The organism is Mesorhizobium sp. L103C105A0 (genome assembly GCF_000502215.1).
GTDB lineage: Bacteria > Pseudomonadota > Alphaproteobacteria > Rhizobiales > Rhizobiaceae > Mesorhizobium.
This window is the reverse complement of record NZ_AYXF01000003.1, coordinates 412081-429250: the sequence shown is the minus strand read 5'-3', so window position 1 is coordinate 429250 and position 17170 is coordinate 412081. Positions and strand designations below refer to the sequence as shown.

The following is a 17170-nucleotide window of genomic DNA, read 5'->3' as shown; positions in this document are numbered from 1 at the left end:
TTCCAATCTCGATCTCATTCAGCCGCCTCGCCAATCATGTCCACGACGGCATGGATCAGCGCCTCGTCCTGAAAACTACTCTTGGTCAGATAATAGTCCGCACCTGCGTCGAGCCCGCGCGCGCGATCTTCTTCCCGATCCTTGTATGAAACGATCATAATGGGTGTGTTCTTGAGATCAGCGTCCTTTCTGATCAAACTCACCAGCTCGATGCCATCCATGCGAGGCATGTCGATGTCGGTGACGACGAGATCGAAAGGACCAGACCGGACGGCATTCCACCCGTCCATGCCGTCTACCGCCACTTCGACCTCATAACCGTAATTGCCGAGCATCTTGCGCTGGAGTTCGCGAACCGTCAGTGAATCGTCAATCACGAGCACGCGCTTGCGCCTGCTCGCTTCGGGACCGCCCGCGGCGCGCCGAAGAGCTCGAAATCCGCTGGACGATGCAAGCTTTTCCACCGATCGGATCAGATCGTCGACGTCGAAGATCAGAACAGGCGAACCGTCTTCCATCAGGGCCGCTGCGCTGATGTCCTTGATCTTGGCAAACCGTGGATCGAGAGGTCTGATCACTAACTCGCGTTCCCCGAGAAAACGGTCAACGATCAGGCCGTACGCATCGCCCCGACCCGCATCCACGACGACGACCGATAGTTCGTTCGGTTCCGATCCGGGCTCACCTCGATCGAGCACCTCGCGAGCGGTGACCAGCCCGATCTGTCGATCGTTCAATCGAAAATGCGGCCGGCCCTGCAGGACGTTGATCTCCGTCCGCTGCAGTTTCAAAGTCTTGGAAATGGCAGCGAGTGGAAAAGCATAGGGCTCTCCATCGACATCGACGAGCAGCGTGCGCAGGACCGACAATGTCAGCGGCAATTGCAGTTGAAATCGGGTTCCGTGGCCAAATTCTGAGGAGACGCTTGCGACTCCCCGGACTTCCTTCGTCATGGCTTGCACTGCATCGAGCCCCACACCGCGACCTGAGACGTCGGTAAGGCCCGCTTTCATGGAAAAGCCTGGCAGAAACAGAAATGCGAGCAATTCGCTTTCGCTGAGTGTTTCAGCACTTTCCCTGGTTGCAAGTTGCCGGGCGACGACGGTCTCGCGCAGCTTCGAGAGCTCTATCCCCCTGCCGTCGTCCACCACGGCTATCTGCAGCAGCCCGGCATTGTGCCTCGCTTCGAGCCTGATGAGCCCCTCTTCGGGTTTGCCCATCGCGAGGCGCTCCTCAGGCGGTTCAAGCCCATGGTCTACAGCGTTGCGCAGAAGGTGCCCCAAAGGGGCATCGAGCTGCTCGAGGATATCGCGGTCGATGCCGGTCGAGCCGCCTACGATCTCCAGTCGCACCCGCTTGCCAAGGGTACGACCGAGGTCGCGGATCATTCTCGCATAGTGTCGCACGCCGTCCTCAAAAGGCCGCATCCGGCTCGCCAACGTTTCGTCGTACAATCTGTTGGCAAGATCGGTCGCTTTCCGATCCACTGAATCCAACTCATCGAAACGCTGCGCCAGGAACGCTTGGCTCAACCGAAGCTTTCGCTGCGCTTCAGCCAGCGCCTCCACCACCGCCGCATCGTTTGAAACCGGCGGCAGCACTGCATGAAGATTGTCGAACGCACTTGCGAGGTCCGATTGAAGTCGCTTCAGCCGTAGCAGCCCGTCAGCGAATGGCCTGAGCCGCCGAGCTTCCATCAGCGACTCGCCAGCCAGCCCGAGCAATCGGTTCAGGCTGTCTGCCGTCACCCGAACCATTCTATCAGAGCCGATGCTGCCGTGGGCTTGCGGTACCGCCCCAACGAGGAGGTTCGCTGAAGAGGTCGTCGCCAGTTGCTCCTGGGCGTGATCTGGAGTTGCGAAATCAGCTGCAGAATCTTGGGGCCCGGGCTTTGCCTGGGGGAGGGACAACCCCTCGAACTTCGCGAGAAAGGTTTCGACTTCTGAGTTGGCGCTCTCGCTCGATGATCCCGATGCGATCAATTTCAAAAGGTCAGAACCTTGCAGAAGCGCATCTATATGCTCCCGTCGCACCCTCAGATGCCCGCGTTGCGCTGCGACCAGGCAGTCTTCCATCGCATTTGCAACTTTGACTGCGGGCATCAGGTCGATGATGCGGGCAGCTCCTTTCAGAGAATGCGCGGCACGCATGCATGCTTCCAGGGCGTCGGCGGCGATAGGATCGCGTTCGAGTGCCAGAAGTCCAGAGGTTAGAGCCCGTGACTGCGTCTCCAGTTCGGCCTGGAAGAGGCTGAGCATCGAAACCTGGCTGAAGTCTTCATCTGTCAAGCGATGCTCCGATCCAGCATCGTGAGCAGTTGTCGTGGATCGAGACAGCCAACGGCTCGTCCTTGCCATGGCAGCACGGCAACCGTAGCGGCCGACAGTGCCTTGCCAATCATGGCCGGAACAGCGAGAGTGTCGCGTTCCTGGTACCGATGTAAGCCGTGGATCTCATCAACCATAAAAGCAACCCGCTTGTCGCGCTCGCCTACCACGACAAGGCGGCGAAATACCTTGGTTCGTGTGCCTTGTTCCCCTTCCTTGCGCTCGTCTATCCCGAGCAATTCGGCCAGGGAAAGGCAAATGAGCAATTCACCACGGACATTCGCAATGCCGAGCAGTGCACTGTTCCTGCGATGTGGAAGTGAATGAACGCGACGAGATTCAGCCACTTCATGAAAAATACCGACTGGAAGTGCCAGCCATTCCTCCCCCAAACGGAAGAGAACGGCCGTCTGCAGCGCGTCGTTGTCTGCCGAATCGATCGCTGCACGACCAGCGTTGTCAGGCCATTCGTCGCGAGATGCCGAGGGAGCTGCACGGTCGAGGAGGCGTCGTGCGATCTTCTTGTAGGTCGGGCAATTGCGGCAGTGGAGATGCTGCTCTAGTAGCGGACATGACTTGTCACCCCGTACGCCTATTTGCCGCCAGCAGTCGTTGATTTCGATCTGCTCCACCGGCTGAGCGATCCTTGTCGAAGCCGCCATCAACTGCCGCTCCTTTTCTGGACCCGACCCAGCCGGCCGGCCAGCGCCTCGGCGCCGTTATGGTCGCCTTGCTTGCTAAGCAGCAAGGCCAGATGGACAAGAGCTTCTCGATGATTTGGCGCGAGATAGAGCGCCTTGCGATAACTTTGCGCGGCTTCGGGTGCAGAACCATCCGCATCCTGGACGAGGCCCAGCAGGTAGAAGATTTCTGCGGAAGGACCGAACTCCCTGAGATGCGCCAGGGCGACCTCCTGTGCCTCCTTTACGCGTCCTGCATTGGCGATCCGTTCAACCGCGATGAGGCTTTCCGAGGCGCGTGCAAGCGGCTTGGCCGGAGCCTGCCCGCGGCCTTCATTGCCAATTGTCGGTCGGAACGGACGAAGAGGCTCGCTCTTGTTGACCTTAGGGCTTGGCGTCCGCACCGGGACGGCGGCCGAAACCTTCGGCGCCGTGGTCTTGACGGGCTCCGATTTCAGAAAGGCGAAGGCCAATGGCCATTCAGCGGAAAGAAAGCCATGCACCCTTGGAAGAGCTGCTTCCGCCGGACCGACCAGAAGAAGTCCGTCTTTGGCCAGCAGGTCCTTCAGGCAGATCAATGCGCGATCCTGCAGCTCTCGATTGAAATAGATCAGCAAATTGCGGCAAAGCAGGATGTCATAGACCTCTTGCCCGAAAGGCGCGTGAGAACCGAACAAGTTTCCTACCATGAACCGAACCTGTTTCAGCACCCCAGCAACAGGCCGCAACCCGCCCTCGGCCGCTTCGAAATAGCGATCCTTGAATTCTAAATGGCTGCCGCGAAACGAATTGCGGCCATAGATGGCGTGTTCAGCCGTCGCGATATTGCGGCTGCTGACGTCCACGCCATCGATCTTGAACTCATGTGCCTCAAAGCCGGCATCGAACATGGCCATGGCGACCGAGTAAGCCTCTTCGCCGGTTGAACATGGCAGGCTCAGGATTCTTATCGGCTGAGCAGGCTTGTGCGCGCGCGCATGCCGCGCCAGCATCGTGAACGCTTCTCGGTCGCGAAAGAACCAGGTCTCTGGGATCACCACCGCATTGATCAGCTCCTGCAGCTCCTGCGAGGAACCGGCCAAGTGTTGCCTATAGGCCTGAGGGTTGGTTATCCGGCATGCTTCCATCCGTTCTCTGACCGCCTGACGAACCACTGTCGGACCAACGCTGGCACTGTCCAGTCCAATGGTTTCCGTCAGGAGCTTTTCTATTGCTCCGGTCATTGATCACCAATTGCCGCCTGGCGGAGCAAAGCGGTACGAATCTCTTCCGAAAGCAGCGCTTCCACTTTGACCCACTGAATGATCTCCAAACCATCGGAAGCCACCGGCCCAAGATAGGGCGGGGTTCCTGGTTCCAGTCCGAACGGCGCGAAATCGGCCGGGTCTCGCTCGATCGTATCCGTCACCCGTTCCGCGATCAGCCCCAGCAGGCGTCGCTCGCCATCATCCGCCGGATAGCGCGTCACAACGATCCGGGTGCTCAACAGGCGCTCCGATGGTCGGCCAAGCGCAAGAAGGGTGACATCGATCAGGGGGATGGGTATTCCGTTATAGCTGACCAAACCCACCACACCAGTTGGCGCACCCGGAAGAACTTTCACGTCGATATAGGGCAGCACCTCTTCAATTTTGTGGACATCGATCAAGTAGCGATCCGGACCCATGCTGAAGGCGAGGAATAGCATTGTCACCTCCTACTGCCGGCTCGCTATGCTCGTAGCTTGAACCTCGATATGCTACTTCGCATGCCGCCTGAGACTTGATTGAGCTCGTCGATCGCGAGCGTCGATTGCTGAAGGGACTCGACTGTTTGCTGAGCTGCCTCGCTTAGCTGGGTTAGCGTGTCGCTGATCTGACCCGCGCCGGTCGCCTGTGCTTGCATGCCTTCATTGGCGGTTTCGAAACGTGGCACCAGCCCCTGAACCTGCTGAATGATCTCGAAGAGTTGCCCGCCGACCTGCTGGATGTCCTGCATACCCCGACGGACCTGCTCGGAAAACTTGTCCATGCCCATCACCCCGGCCGCGACTGCCGACTGGATGTCCTTGACCATTTGCTCGATATCGTAGGTGGAGACAGCTGTCTGGTCCGCGAGCCTTCGGATTTCCGTCGCCACCACTGCAAAACCCCGGCCATATTGGCCTGCCTTCTCCGCCTCGATGGAAGCGTTGAGCGACAACAGGTTCGTCTGATCGGCCACTTTGGTGATGGTCGTCACCACCTGATTGATGCTGCCGGCTTTCTCGCTCAGGATCGCCAGTTTGGAATTGATCGCGCCAGCCGCTTCCATGACCTGCTGCATGGTTTCTTCCATACGGGTCAGCCCCGCTTGCCCCCCGCCAGCCACGGCAGCGGTTTGTTCGGCAACTGTGGAGACCTCGTTCATCGTGCGGACCAGTTCGTTTGATGTGGCGGAGATTTCCTTGGCTGTCGCTCGGATTTCTGTTGTGGTCGCTGCGATTTCAGTCGCAGTTGCCTGCTGTTGCTTGGAGGTGGCGGCGATCTCAGTTATCGACGTGCCGACCTGTATGCTGGACCTTTGAACCTGACCAATGAGGGTTGTGAGATCGTCCGCCATTGCGTTGAAGCCGTCGGCAAGCACGCTGAATTCGTCTCGGCGCCTCAGATCGAGCCGTTCGCTGAAGTCGCCTTGCCGCATCAATTGAACCGCGTCGACCAAACGGGTGAGCGGACCTGTAATGGCGCGAAACAGCTGGTAACCCAAAAGAAGGGCTAGCCCGAGGGCTATCAACAAGCCAACGCTCAAACCGACTTCGGCCGTTCTGACGATAGAGCTGATCCGCTGCGTCGCGCTGTTTGCCTCGCCTCTGTGATCCTCAACCATGGCCTGCAGAGCGGACTGCAATTTTACAAAGATCGGCTCTACTTCGTTCTTGATAGCTGGGCTTTCATTGGGAGTTTCACCTTTCGACAAGGCAGCCCGGCTTGTTTCCAGCACAGCAGTTTCAGCCAGACGGAATTGGTTGGCGAGTTGTTTGACGGCTGCATAATTCTGCTTGTCGATATCGGAGACGATCGTTGCCTCATAGTCGTCCATCGACCGCTGCACCTGGTTGCGATTGGTCGTGATCGCGTTTTCAACCGTGCTTCTGTCTGACGGGTTGTCCTGAAGGGCATATTCCTGAAGCAGACTATGGGCCGCCATCTGGCCCGTCATGATCTCGGTACTTTGATAAAGGTCCGGAAGGATGCCCCTCTCGACCTCAGTCGCCTCCTCCCCCGCCTGAAGAAACCAGGCGTACGCGATGAGGGCTATCACGGACATGACCACCAGAACGGCTGCGAAACTGACGAGGATGCGGTGGCGTATTGTCAGACTCTTCATGGAACCGGTTCACCAATGGGGGGCATCGTGGGCTGCGCGACAAGCGCTCGTTCCGACATATTCGAAAAGGTGCGTCGAAAAGCGGTAGTCTGATGCTGAATGGTTTCTTTTCCGTTCCATAGCTAATGATGGCGAGGCGGCTCGCCAATCGGCGCCGCCAGAAGCGGTGGTCAAAGGACGACTGCCGTCCACGCACATCAGCCCGAGATCGGCTGGATGGCACGCCGCGTCAGGAGGAGCGTGGATGAGCTGCTTGAGGCCACGAATTGAATGACTGCTTAGGCCAGGTCGAGGCAAGAAAGCCGACGTCCTGCTTGCTGCCCCTAAGCTGCCAGGCGGGAACGCGCCTCATATCAGCCGTCCAGCATGACCGTCGCACTGAAAGCGGATCGCCGAAACCACATGTCGCAAACTGGCCAGCGCGTAGATTGGCGCCGAGTACGGGTTCGACATGCGCAGGTGACGATAACTAAATGGCAAGCGCCCCCGCCTGAGGCCCCTCAGGACTAAAATGATCTTGAGACAGTTTCAAATGCGCATCCTCAAGCGGCGGCCGCCAACCGCACAAGGATGAGCACAACGTGACGAGCGCTCTGGAGCGTAGAGGGGACTAACCCGACAATCCCTTCCTTTGCGACATTGCGGCGGGGAAAAAGATTACGAGATGGAGCAGGCGTATTGCCAAAGGGGTCCAGCAGCGAGAGTTCGCGTTTTCCGCCTCGGCTGTGAACCCGCTTCCATTCGCTGATCTTGCTCAGGTCGAGGTCTACTTGCCATCGAGGGCTCATGTCCCAGCTCATAAGCAGGCGGTTGGGTAGGTCTCGGCCAGCACACGGCCCGGTGGCACTCCTGGGGTCCACACCGCAGGTTCAAACTGACCACCGACCCAGGGTTCGAAGACCGTTCCCGATCGGAACACCGAGCAGATTGTGCTCGCTCTCCCGCAAGTTACTGAAATCTTCGTGAAGACATTGAAGGCGTCGCAAAGGACGCCTCGACAACGACGGAGTGCTTTAAGGGCCCGGCCACCGGATGCTTAGATCTCGTTGACAAGGGGTGCTATGGGATCATAACGTACCTGATTGGTATAACAGGTATGCCACATGATCGGAGTTCTGATCAAACAGCGGAAGCTTTCGGACGAGGTGGCAGCGCACCTCGAGCGGATGATCCGAGAGGGAGAGTTGGCCGAAGCCGACCGTCTCCCATCTGAACGGGAACTCATGCGGCAGTTCGGGGTAGGGCGGCCTTCCATCCGTGAGGCGCTGCTGCATCTGAGCAAAATGGGCCTTGTCGAGGTAAAATCGGGGGAGCGTGCCCGCGTCACTCGACCCACTCCTCAATTCGTGATCGACGCCCTTGCAGGGCCGGCTCGGCACATGATTTCGGCGCCGGGAGGGGTTCACGACTTCCAGAGCGCGCGGTTGTTTTTCGAGGTCGGCCTTGCCCGCAACGCCGCTGTGCATGCTACCCCGGAAGACATTGAGAGCCTCAAGGAGGCGCTCGAACTCAACCGTCAATCAATCGGCGACCTGGCGCGCTTCGAGCGCACGGACGTAGACTTCCATTACGTGCTGGCGGTAATCACCCGCAATCGGATCTTTACAGCTATTCACGCGGCGTTGGCTGAATGGTTGCTCGAACAGCGTCGCACCACATTGGCCAAGGGTGAAGACCGCAAGGCTTACCAGGCTCATCGCGAAATCTTCGAGGCCGTCGCCGCGCGCGATCCAGACGCGTCAGAGACGGCCATGCGCAGCCATCTCGAATATGTGGCCAAGCGGTATCTGCAACTTGCGAGGCCCAAGTGATGACCGGATTTGTCGTCTGGGTCGATTTCCGCCTGAGGCCTGATGCCCGGGACAGGTTCCGAGAACTTGTCGACGCCAATGCAACCGCGTCGATGCGCACCGAGGCCGGCTGCCGCCGCTTTGACGTGACGGAGGCGCGTGGCGAACCGGATCGGGTCCTGCTCTATGAAATTTACGATAGCGAGGCCGCATTCGAGGACCATTGCCGCACCGCTCATTTCGACGAATTCAATACGCGGAGCGCGCCGCTCGTCGTGACCAAGTTGGTGACGACCTGCGACCTCGTTCTTGAGGCCACGCATTGAAGAGAACGTAGGCGGATTGCCCCATTGGGGCGAACGGGAGGAAGTGCATGTCGGAGCCAAGTCTCAGGGCGTTAGTTTCTCACCGGCGGGTCAAGCTCGGCACGCTCGTCGCCGAGTTCGCCACGCCGGGAATCGGTCACATCCTGAAGTCCGCTGGCTGCGATTTCGTCTTTTTCGACATGGAGCATTCGGGATTTAGCTTGGAAACGCTGAAGAGTGCGATCCGTTATTTCGAGGCGGCCGATCTGCCGGTCATGGTGCGTGTGCCGTCGCAGGACTACCATTTCCTCGCCCGCGCCATGGACATGGGCGCCGAAGGCCTGATCGCGCCGATGGTGAGCAGCGTCGAACAGGCGCAGCACATCATCAACTCCATGAAGTACCACCCTGCCGGCGCCCGCGGTGTGGCGCTGCAGATCGCTCATGACCGCTACCGCCCAGGCTCGGTCGCTGATAAATTCGAGGCCGCCAACAAGCGCTCCACGTTCATCTGCCTGATCGAGACCGCCGACGGCGTCAAGAACATTGACGGCATCGCGGGACTGGACGGGGTTGATTGTCTTTGGGTCGGGCATTTCGATCTGTCCGTCTCGCTCGGCATTCCTGGCGACTTCGCCCACCCCACTTTCACTGCTGCAATGGCCAAAATCGTTGCCGCCGCCAAAAAGCACAACAAATCGCTTGGACGCTTGGTGCCCAACGTCGCCCAGGGACACGAGTTCTACGCACAGGGCTTCGATTTCATTTGTTATTCAGGCGACGTTTGGGTCCTGCACGACGCGATCGCCGACGCGGTTTCCAAGATCCGGGCCGGGTGCCAATAGGAGCGGAGGAGACGATGGACGGCGTAGAATTCAGGGTGGCGCTTTCCGGTGATTTCCGCAAGCCGGACGGCTCGCCGACCTACCCAGATTTCGATCTGGAGCCGCTGCGCAATGCGACAGGTGTCGAGATGGTGTTCCTGGAGTCAAACAGTCCGCTTCGCGCCGACCAACTTGAGGATTTCGATGCGCTCATCCTCCTCGCCCATCGTTTCGATGCCACGAGTGTCCCCAGGAGCGGCCGCCTGGCCGTCGTTGCCCGCTTCGGGGTCGGCTACGACACTGTCGACGTTGAGGCATGCACCGCAGCCGGTATTGCCTTGGTCATCACGCCCGATGGCGTGCGACGGCCCGTCGCCGTATCCGTCATCACCTTCATGCTGGCGCTGACCGGCAAGCTGCTGACAAAGGACGCGCTCACCCGCAAAGGGTCTGTTGGTTTTGAGAAGCGCTCCGAACATATGGGGGTCGGCCTCGTCGGGCGTACGCTTGGGTCGCTGGGCATCGGCAACATCGGTGCCGAGGTCTTCCGCTTGGCGAGGCCCTTTGACATGCAATTCATCGCCCATGACCCGTTTGCCGACAAGGGGGTCGCTGCCGACCTGGGCGTCGAGCTGGTAGGGCTGGAGGATCTGTTTCGCCGCGCCGACGTGCTGTCGGTGAGTTGCCCCCTGTCGCCCCAGACCCACCACATCGTCAATGCCGAGCGGATCGCCCTGATGAAGCCGACAGCTTACCTGATCAACACCGCGCGCGGCCCGATCGTCGACCAGAAAGCGCTGACGAAAGCACTGCAGGAGCGCCGCATCGCCGGCGCCGGTCTCGACGTGCTGGAACAAGAGCCTCCCGACGCAGACGATGCGATCCTCAAACTCGACAATGTCATCCTGGCGCCGCACGCGCTTTGCTGGACCGACCAGTGCTTTGCCGGCAACGGTGCCGCGGACGTCAAAGCGGTAATGGAGGTGCAGCGCGGTCGCGAGCCGCGCGGCGTGGTCAATCGCGAGGTGCTTTCGAGCGAGCTGTGGAAGACCAGGCTGTCTGGGCTCGCCGCCCGCTTTGGAACCTAGGAGGACACTGATTTTCGGCGCGCCGCCGCGGCCTGTTTGCGGCGACCTTACGGGAGGAAATGCTTGACCGCTGCGCCGGCGGACGAGTGAAGCAAAAGGAAAATGGGAGGACCAAGCATTATGAACGATCGTGAAAAACGTGACTTTCAGGCAGGTCTCGAAGCAGAGGTCGACGCCTTCATGCGCGGCGAAACCACCCGCCGAACTTTCATCACCCGCTTCGGTCAGATGACCGGCATGTTGGCCGTGTCCGGCCCGCTGCTGGGGATGATGACCGATTGGGCGCTGGCGCAGCAAACATTGGAATTGGCGGACGGCACGTCGCCGCTCGGCCAGGCGCAGGCCGCAGCCCTGAAAGCATCGAAGGAAGGGCCTGCGGACGGTTCCGCCTTTCGCGCGGCGGAGGCGGCCAAGGCGCATTCGGGCGTCACCCTCAACATGACCTACGAGGCTGGCCTGCAGGCACTCGACCCGCGCAATTTCAGTGGGCCGATGTGGGAGCAGCTTACCGGGATGAAGTCGAATGTCGTCGAGCTGTCGAACCCGGACCAGTACTCCAAGGCAGTCGCCGAGCACATCGCCGGCTCGGGTGCCTATGACGTCCTCGACATCTCGCCGGCCTGGACGCCGTCGCTTGCCGATGGCGGCGTCATCGCCCCGCTAGACGACTACATCGCCAAATACATGAACCCGGCAGACCTCGAGGACTATCATCCCCTGTACAAGGCGCTGCCGACCTACAAGGGCAAGATCTGGGGGTTCTTCGACGACGGCGACATGTTCGCTCTCTACTACCGCAAGGACATTTTCGAGGATCCGAAAATGATGGAGGCTTACCAGGCGAAGTTCAACGCCAAGCTTGGACCGCCCAAGACATGGGAAGAATATGCCCAGATCGCCCAGTTCATCACCGACCAGATGGCGCCAAAGGTCTATGGCGCGGGACATTTCCGCAAGGCAGGCAGCCCCGGCAATCAGTTCGACTTTCTGCAGCAGTACCGGGCCAACGGCGGAAAACTCTTCGGCGACGACATGAAGGCAGGTTTGGTTTCGGATGCCGGCGTCAAGACGCTGACAAACATGCTCGCCGCAAACAAGGCCTCGATCCCCGGCAACAACGAGCTCGACGCCGTCTCCTTGTGGGCGGCTTTCCTGACCGGCAAAGTCGCGATGATCTATTCCTGGCCTCCTAGCGGCCGTATGGCGGCGAACTATTCGCAGTCGGCCACGGCAATCAACTTCATTCCGCAGTCTCAGATCGCCGGCAAGGTCGGCTATGCCGTGGTTCCGGGAAATCCGGAACATGCCACCGGCTACAACAAGGCACTGTCGGCCGACTCGCCCAACCCCGAGGCGGCATATCTGTTCATGCAATGGGTATGCTCGCCACCCGTCTCGCTGGCACGTTGCATGCTGCCCTACGCGCTACGCGACCCGTACCGCATCTCGCACTTCAAGTCCGAGCTCTACGGCGCGCTCTTCCCGAGTGCCAAGGAGTACCTTGCCAACCTCAACAACTCGGCAAATGTCGGTCTGCTCGACCCGATCATGCCAGGCGCGCAGGACTACTTCTTGAGCATCGATCGCATGTGCACGGCGGTGTGGGCTGGTGCGGATCCGAAGGCGTCGCTTGAAACGGCGGCCGCCGAGTGGAACGAGACGACCGACCGACTGGGTGTGGATTCGCAGAAGGGCTTCTACACCGAGTTCTTGAAACTGCCTGGCGCCACCGCCGACAACACGGTGGAAAAACTTGGCATGGCGGTCACCCTCTGAGGGCAGGCGGACTTCTCTGGAGCAATCGGTGTTGCGGGCGCTTGGCTCGCAACACCTCCCCGCTAAGCGGCGATTTTGGATACGCCTATGCAGCCCACCGCCACGATCCGTCGTTTGAAGGCAGCCGGCGCACCGCCCCGGCTGTCTGCCTTTGCTCAATGGGCAGACCGTCATTTCAAGTGGCTGCTGGTCGGCCCCGCTGTGCTGCTGATATTGGCACTGTCGATCTATCCGCTTCTGTTCTCGCTGGTGGTATCCTTCATCAACTACGACTTCCAGGTGCCGGGCCACGCCTTTGTCGGATTGAACAACTTCGAGCGGGTCGTGTTCGATCCCGTAGCACGTTGGTCCCTGTTGCTGACAGCATCGCTGTCGGGCATCAGCGTCGCTATAGAATTCGTTCTCGGCCTCCTGGTGGCGCTGACAATGGTGCGCAGCTTTCCGGGCCGCGGTGTGATCATGTCGATCCTGATCGTGCCGCTGTTCATCAGCCCGGTCATCGTCGGCCAAGCCTGGACGCTGCTTTTACAGCGGCCTTTCGGACCGACGAACTATATCCTGACGCAACTATTGGGGCAGGAGGTTACGATCGGCTGGATGACGGAGCGCCCGTGGCTCTACGTCTCGCTGATCATCGCCGATGTCTGGCAGTGGACGCCGTTCATGTTCGTCATCCTGCTCGCCGGGCTGACCGCAATCCCACCCAATCTCTATGAGGCGGCAGAACTCGACGGCGTCAACGCCTGGCAGGTTTTTTGGGCGATCACGCTCCCGCATCTCGGGCCGATGATGCTGCTGGCGCTGACCTTCCGTCTGCTCGACGCAATCCGTATGTTCGATACCATTTTCATCATGACAGGGGGTGGCCCGGGAACACAAACCTACACGGCCTCCTATTATCTTTATACCATCGGCTTCACACAGTTTCATCTGTCGCAGGCAACAGCAGGAAGTTGGCTGTTCCTGATCTTTACGGCGCTCATCGTGACGTTGCTGGTGCGTCGGCTCTTGAAGGTAGAACCGGTCTGATGGCCGCCGTCGCGCCCGCCCGCCGCAGGAAACGCCGGTCGTTGCCGATCGGCCGAATTCTGCTGCTGGGGTTCTTCCTGGTGTTCGTGCTGTGGCCGCTCTACTGGATGTTCAACACCTCCATCAAGCCCAGCGACGACTACCTCACCGTACCGCCTGTCTGGTTCCCCGCCGCTCCGACGCTTGTCCACTACAAAGCTGCGCTGTTCGCCTATCGTGGTCTCGACGGGCTCATCAACAGCCTGATTATTTCGCTTTCGGCCACGGTGCTTTCGGCGCTGCTCGGCACGCTAATGGCCTATAGCCTGGCGCGCTACGACACCGGCGGCAAGCATCTGTCTTTCTGGGTGCTGTCGCAGCGCTTTTTGCCGCCGATCGGGATCGTGCTGCCGGTGTTCCTGATCTATCGCCAGGTCGGGCTCTACGACACTCATGTCGGCCTGATCATCGCCTATACGGTCTTCACGCTGCCGGTCTCGGTGTGGATGATGTTCGCCTATTTCCGCGGCATGCCGAAGTCGATGGAGGAGGCGGCCCTCGTCGATGGCTGCACGAGATGGGAGGCGTTCTGGCGCGTTGCCGTGCCGCTCGCAGCACCGGGCATCGTCGCGGCGGCTGTCTTCGCCTTCATTGCATGCTGGACGGAGTTCTTCTTCGCTCTGATCTTGACCAGCCGAACTGCCTTTACACTGCCAACGGTCTTCCGCGCCTTCATCGGCTTCCAGGGCGCGCAATATGGGGAAGCCGCGGCCCTTGCCATCGTCTCCCTTGTGCCATCGATCGCCCTCGGGGTCCTTGCTCAACGTCATCTGGTGCGCGGGCTGACGCTCGGCGCCGTTCGCGGTTAGGAAAGCTCCCGCATGGCCGAAGTCAAAATTACCGGCTTGCACAAGCGCTACGGCGCGTTCCATGCCGTGCGCGGCATTGACCTCCACATCCGCGACGGCGAGTTCACCGTCCTGGTTGGACCGTCCGGCTGCGGCAAGTCCACGCTGCTCCGGACCATCGCCGGCCTGGAGGAGATATCGGAAGGCACGATCGAGATCGGCGGCGAGGTGGTCAATGATTTCCGGCCGCGCGATCGCGACGTGGCAATGGTGTTTCAAGATTATGCGCTCTATCCGCATATGAGCGTGGCCAAGAACATCGGCTTCGGCCTCAAGGCTCGCAAGATGCCGAAGCCAGAGGTCGAGGTGCGCGTGGCCGAGGCGGCACGCATGCTTGGCATCACTCCCTTGCTGGGGCGTTTTCCGCGCCAATTATCCGGTGGCCAGCGCCAGCGCGTCGCCATCGGCCGCGCCATAGTCCGCAACCCCCGCATCTTTCTGTTCGACGAGCCGCTGTCCAACCTCGACGCACAGCTTCGCGACGAAATGCGCGGCGAAATCAAACGCCTTCACCAGGACATTGCGACAACGATGATCTACGTCACCCATGACCAGATCGAAGCGATGACGTTGGCTGACCGTATCGTGCTGATGCGCGACGGGTTGATAGAGCAGCAGGGCGCGCCACTCGAGTTGTTCGAGCACCCGGCCTCAACGTTCGTCGCTGGGTTCCTGGGTTCGCCGCGGATGAGCTTCCTGCCAGGCACCCTTGCCTTGGACGCAGGCGCCGCTGCCATCCGGCTCGCAGATGCACTGCTACCCTTAGCGCCCGGCAGGGGGCTGAAGGGCGTCGCGGACGGACAGCAGGTGCTGCTCGGGTTGAGGCCAGAACACCTCACTCGTGCGCACACTGCCATGCCGGAGCAGGGCACGTTTCGCTATGAGGCAACGATCGACCTGCTGCAGCCGACCGGCTCGCGCAGTTACGCGACATTCCGACTGGCCGGCGCGCCGGTGATGGCTGAGCTGCAGGCGCACGATGTCAGCCGTCCGGGCGAGAAGCTTGCGATCGACATCAACATGAACCGGGCCTCGATCTTCGACGCCACGACGGAGCGGGCAATTTGACCTCGACAGCTTCCCTGCCAGTCCGCTTGTGTGGCACCGAACAACTCGAGGCACCGTTGTGCACGCTGCGCGCCGGATCCTTGTCGGTCGCGTTCGACAATGGCGCCTTGCGTTACATCCGCATCGGGACGATCGAAATCTTGCGCGGAATCTCGTTTCTTGTACGGGACGAAAACTGGGGAACATGTACCCCCGTTCTCGATGATCTGCGGATCGACGAGAGGCCGGATGCGTTCGCCATTGAATACCGTGCAACATGTGCCGCAACATCCGGCCGCCTGATTTACCGGGCGCGCGTCTCAGGCAGCAGCGATGGTGCGCTGTCGTTTGTGGCGGAGGCAGAGCCCGAGACCGACCTTTTGACGAACCGGACCGGCTTCGTCGTCCTTCATCCGATCGAGGCCTTGGCCGGCAAGCCGATAAGGGTGCTGCATGAGGATGGTCACGACGAGCTATCGTTCTTTCCGGACCAAATCGATCCAAAATGTCCGTTCACCGACATCCGGGCGTTGGCGCACGAGATCGCGCCTGGGATCTGGGCGACATGCACCATGGAGGGTGATGCCTTTGAGATGGAGGACCAACGCAATTGGTCTGACGCCTCGTATAAAACATATGTCCGCCCTCTGCGTCGCCCGTGGCCTTACAGACTGCCCAGAGGCCAGAAATTCACGCAGGCCGTCCGGCTTCACGTGTCAGGAACGCTCCCTGCCGGGACGTCTGAAAATCGCAATCCACTCATCAACCTGACCATCGGCGGACCGGTCGGCCGAGTGCCCCGCACTGGCGTCGGCGTCGCCGCCGACGAGGCAAAGCACGCGCTCGAAACCCCCGAGCTCCTACGACGAATGGCTCCGCAGTGGATGGTCTGCCAGGTCGATCTCCGGATCGCACACGGCCAGGACGAACTAGAAAGCTACGCCGCGCTCGCACGGCTGACCGGCGCTGGCGTGGTCCTCGAGATTGTCACCAAGGGCACGCGCGATCCATTCGGCGAATTGGCGCCGGTCGCGGATGCTGTCCACTCACTCGGCCTCAAACTAGAAGCTGTCTCCGTATTTCCGGCGCAGGACATGACATCCGTACAGCCGGGAGCACCGTGGCCGACTATGCCCAGCTTCCACGAAAGCTGCTCCGCCGCTCGCCGGGCTTTCCCGGGCATCGCGCTGGGCGGCGGCATGGCCGCGTACTTCACCGAACTCAACCGCAAGCGTCCGCCAGCCGAAGCGCTCGACTACGTGACCTTCACCACCTGTCCAAGCGTGCACGCCGCAGATGATGTCTCGGTGATGGAGACACTTCAGGCAATCCCCCATCTAATCCGCTCCGCGCATGCTTTCATGGGGGAACGCTTGCCAATGCGTATCGGTCCCATCCAGCTCGGCTGCCGTGAGAACCCATACGGAAAATCCACTGCGCCGAATGAAGCGAACGCTCGCGTCTGTCTATCGCGCATTGATCCTCGTCAGCGCGGGCTGTTCAATGCGGCTTGGACTGTCGGATATTTCGCGGCCTGCGCTCGCGAAGGAATCGAGGCCGTCGCGTTCGGTGACTTCGCCGGCCCCTTTGGCCAAATCCACAGGAAGGCTGATTTCGTGCAGCCATGGTATGATCAGCAGGATGGCCCAACGGTCTATCCCGCTTTCCATGTCTTGGCTGGTCTCTCAAAGCTCGGCGGAGCCACCTTGCTGTCCGTAGGAACTTCCGGCGCTGACGGCGTCGCCACGATCGCGGCTGAAAAAGATCGCCGCGTGACCCTGTGGGTCGCTAACCTTACCGCCAAGACGCAATCTGTGCGGCTTTCGGATTCGCCGAGCAGCGCCCGCATTGCTCTTCTCGGCGCCGAGCAGTTCGAGCGGGCGGCAACCGATCCCGACTTCATGGAAAGTTCCGCAAGACCGCTGGATGATCAAAGCATCTCGCTTGGCGCCTACGCCGTCGCGCGAGTCGACCTCAATCGATCGTCTTAGGCCTAGCCGATGTTCGCTGTTTGGCCAAACCCCCGTCAAGGATGAGGGTGATAGTTCCATACTCTAAGGCAGCGCGTG

14 protein-coding genes are annotated in these 17170 nt (G+C 60.3%); 9 read left to right on the top strand and 5 right to left on the bottom strand.

Features of this window, described 5'->3' with window-relative positions; genetic code table 11:
- Positions 1 to 14 precede the first annotated feature (14 nt).
- From X727_RS152075 to X727_RS152100, 5 genes are read right to left on the bottom strand one after another with little or no spacing between them, the layout of a single operon-like run.
- Complete coding sequence (locus X727_RS152075) at positions 15 to 2288, bottom strand: hybrid sensor histidine kinase/response regulator (RefSeq protein WP_023669442.1); 2274 nt, start codon at positions 2286 to 2288, stop codon at positions 15 to 17.
- Positions 2285 to 2989: a chemotaxis protein CheW gene (locus X727_RS1000000166390; protein WP_081726107.1), complete on the bottom strand. Its 705-nt coding sequence runs from the start codon at positions 2987 to 2989 to the stop codon at positions 2285 to 2287. Before X727_RS1000000166390 ends, X727_RS152075 begins: the two co-directional genes overlap by 4 nt.
- A complete protein-coding gene (locus tag X727_RS152090; RefSeq protein ID WP_023734098.1) occupies positions 2989 to 4230 on the bottom strand; it encodes a protein-glutamate O-methyltransferase CheR in 1242 nt (413 codons plus the stop codon). The genes X727_RS1000000166390 and X727_RS152090 overlap by 1 nt, the downstream gene beginning before the upstream one ends.
- Complete coding sequence (locus X727_RS152095) at positions 4227 to 4694, bottom strand: chemotaxis protein CheW (RefSeq protein ID WP_023700505.1); 468 nt, start codon at positions 4692 to 4694, stop codon at positions 4227 to 4229. Before X727_RS152095 ends, X727_RS152090 begins: the two co-directional genes overlap by 4 nt.
- A gap of 23 nt (positions 4695 to 4717) precedes the next feature.
- Positions 4718 to 6355, bottom strand: coding sequence for a methyl-accepting chemotaxis protein (locus tag X727_RS152100; RefSeq protein ID WP_023834204.1), 1638 nt, complete (start codon positions 6353 to 6355; stop codon positions 4718 to 4720).
- Positions 6356 to 7458: 1103 nt separating this feature from the next.
- Between X727_RS152100 and nanR the strand changes: the two genes are divergently transcribed.
- The 9 genes from nanR (at position 7459) to X727_RS152145 (ending at position 17092) form a co-directional block, all read left to right on the top strand.
- A complete protein-coding gene (nanR, locus tag X727_RS152105; protein WP_023743578.1) occupies positions 7459 to 8166 on the top strand; it encodes a transcriptional regulator NanR in 708 nt (235 codons plus the stop codon).
- Complete coding sequence (locus X727_RS152110) at positions 8166 to 8471, top strand: putative quinol monooxygenase (RefSeq protein WP_023743577.1); 306 nt, start codon at positions 8166 to 8168, stop codon at positions 8469 to 8471. Before nanR ends, X727_RS152110 begins: the two co-directional genes overlap by 1 nt.
- A gap of 47 nt (positions 8472 to 8518) precedes the next feature.
- A complete protein-coding gene (locus X727_RS152115) occupies positions 8519 to 9295 on the top strand; it encodes an aldolase/citrate lyase family protein (protein WP_023749392.1) in 777 nt (258 codons plus the stop codon).
- A gap of 14 nt (positions 9296 to 9309) precedes the next feature.
- Positions 9310 to 10362, top strand: a complete 1053-nt coding sequence (locus X727_RS152120) for an NAD(P)-dependent oxidoreductase (RefSeq protein ID WP_023834203.1) — start codon at positions 9310 to 9312, stop codon at positions 10360 to 10362.
- A gap of 120 nt (positions 10363 to 10482) precedes the next feature.
- Positions 10483 to 12138 carry an extracellular solute-binding protein gene (locus tag X727_RS152125; protein ID WP_023682276.1) on the top strand — a complete coding sequence of 552 codons (1656 nt, stop codon included), beginning with the start codon at positions 10483 to 10485 and terminating at the stop codon, positions 12136 to 12138.
- A gap of 87 nt (positions 12139 to 12225) precedes the next feature.
- Entirely contained in the window at positions 12226 to 13167 is a 942-nt protein-coding gene (locus X727_RS152130) for a sugar ABC transporter permease (protein WP_023743575.1), read from the top strand.
- Positions 13167 to 14015, top strand: coding sequence for a carbohydrate ABC transporter permease (locus X727_RS152135; RefSeq protein WP_023827582.1), 849 nt, complete (start codon positions 13167 to 13169; stop codon positions 14013 to 14015). Before X727_RS152130 ends, X727_RS152135 begins: the two co-directional genes overlap by 1 nt.
- Before the next feature lie 12 nt (positions 14016 to 14027).
- Entirely contained in the window at positions 14028 to 15122 is a 1095-nt protein-coding gene (gene ugpC, locus X727_RS152140; protein ID WP_023705660.1) for a sn-glycerol-3-phosphate ABC transporter ATP-binding protein UgpC, read from the top strand.
- Between the two features lie 56 nt (positions 15123 to 15178).
- Positions 15179 to 17092, top strand: a complete 1914-nt coding sequence (locus X727_RS152145) for a hypothetical protein (RefSeq protein ID WP_245274161.1) — start codon at positions 15179 to 15181, stop codon at positions 17090 to 17092.
- The last annotated feature ends 78 nt before the right edge of the window (positions 17093 to 17170 follow it).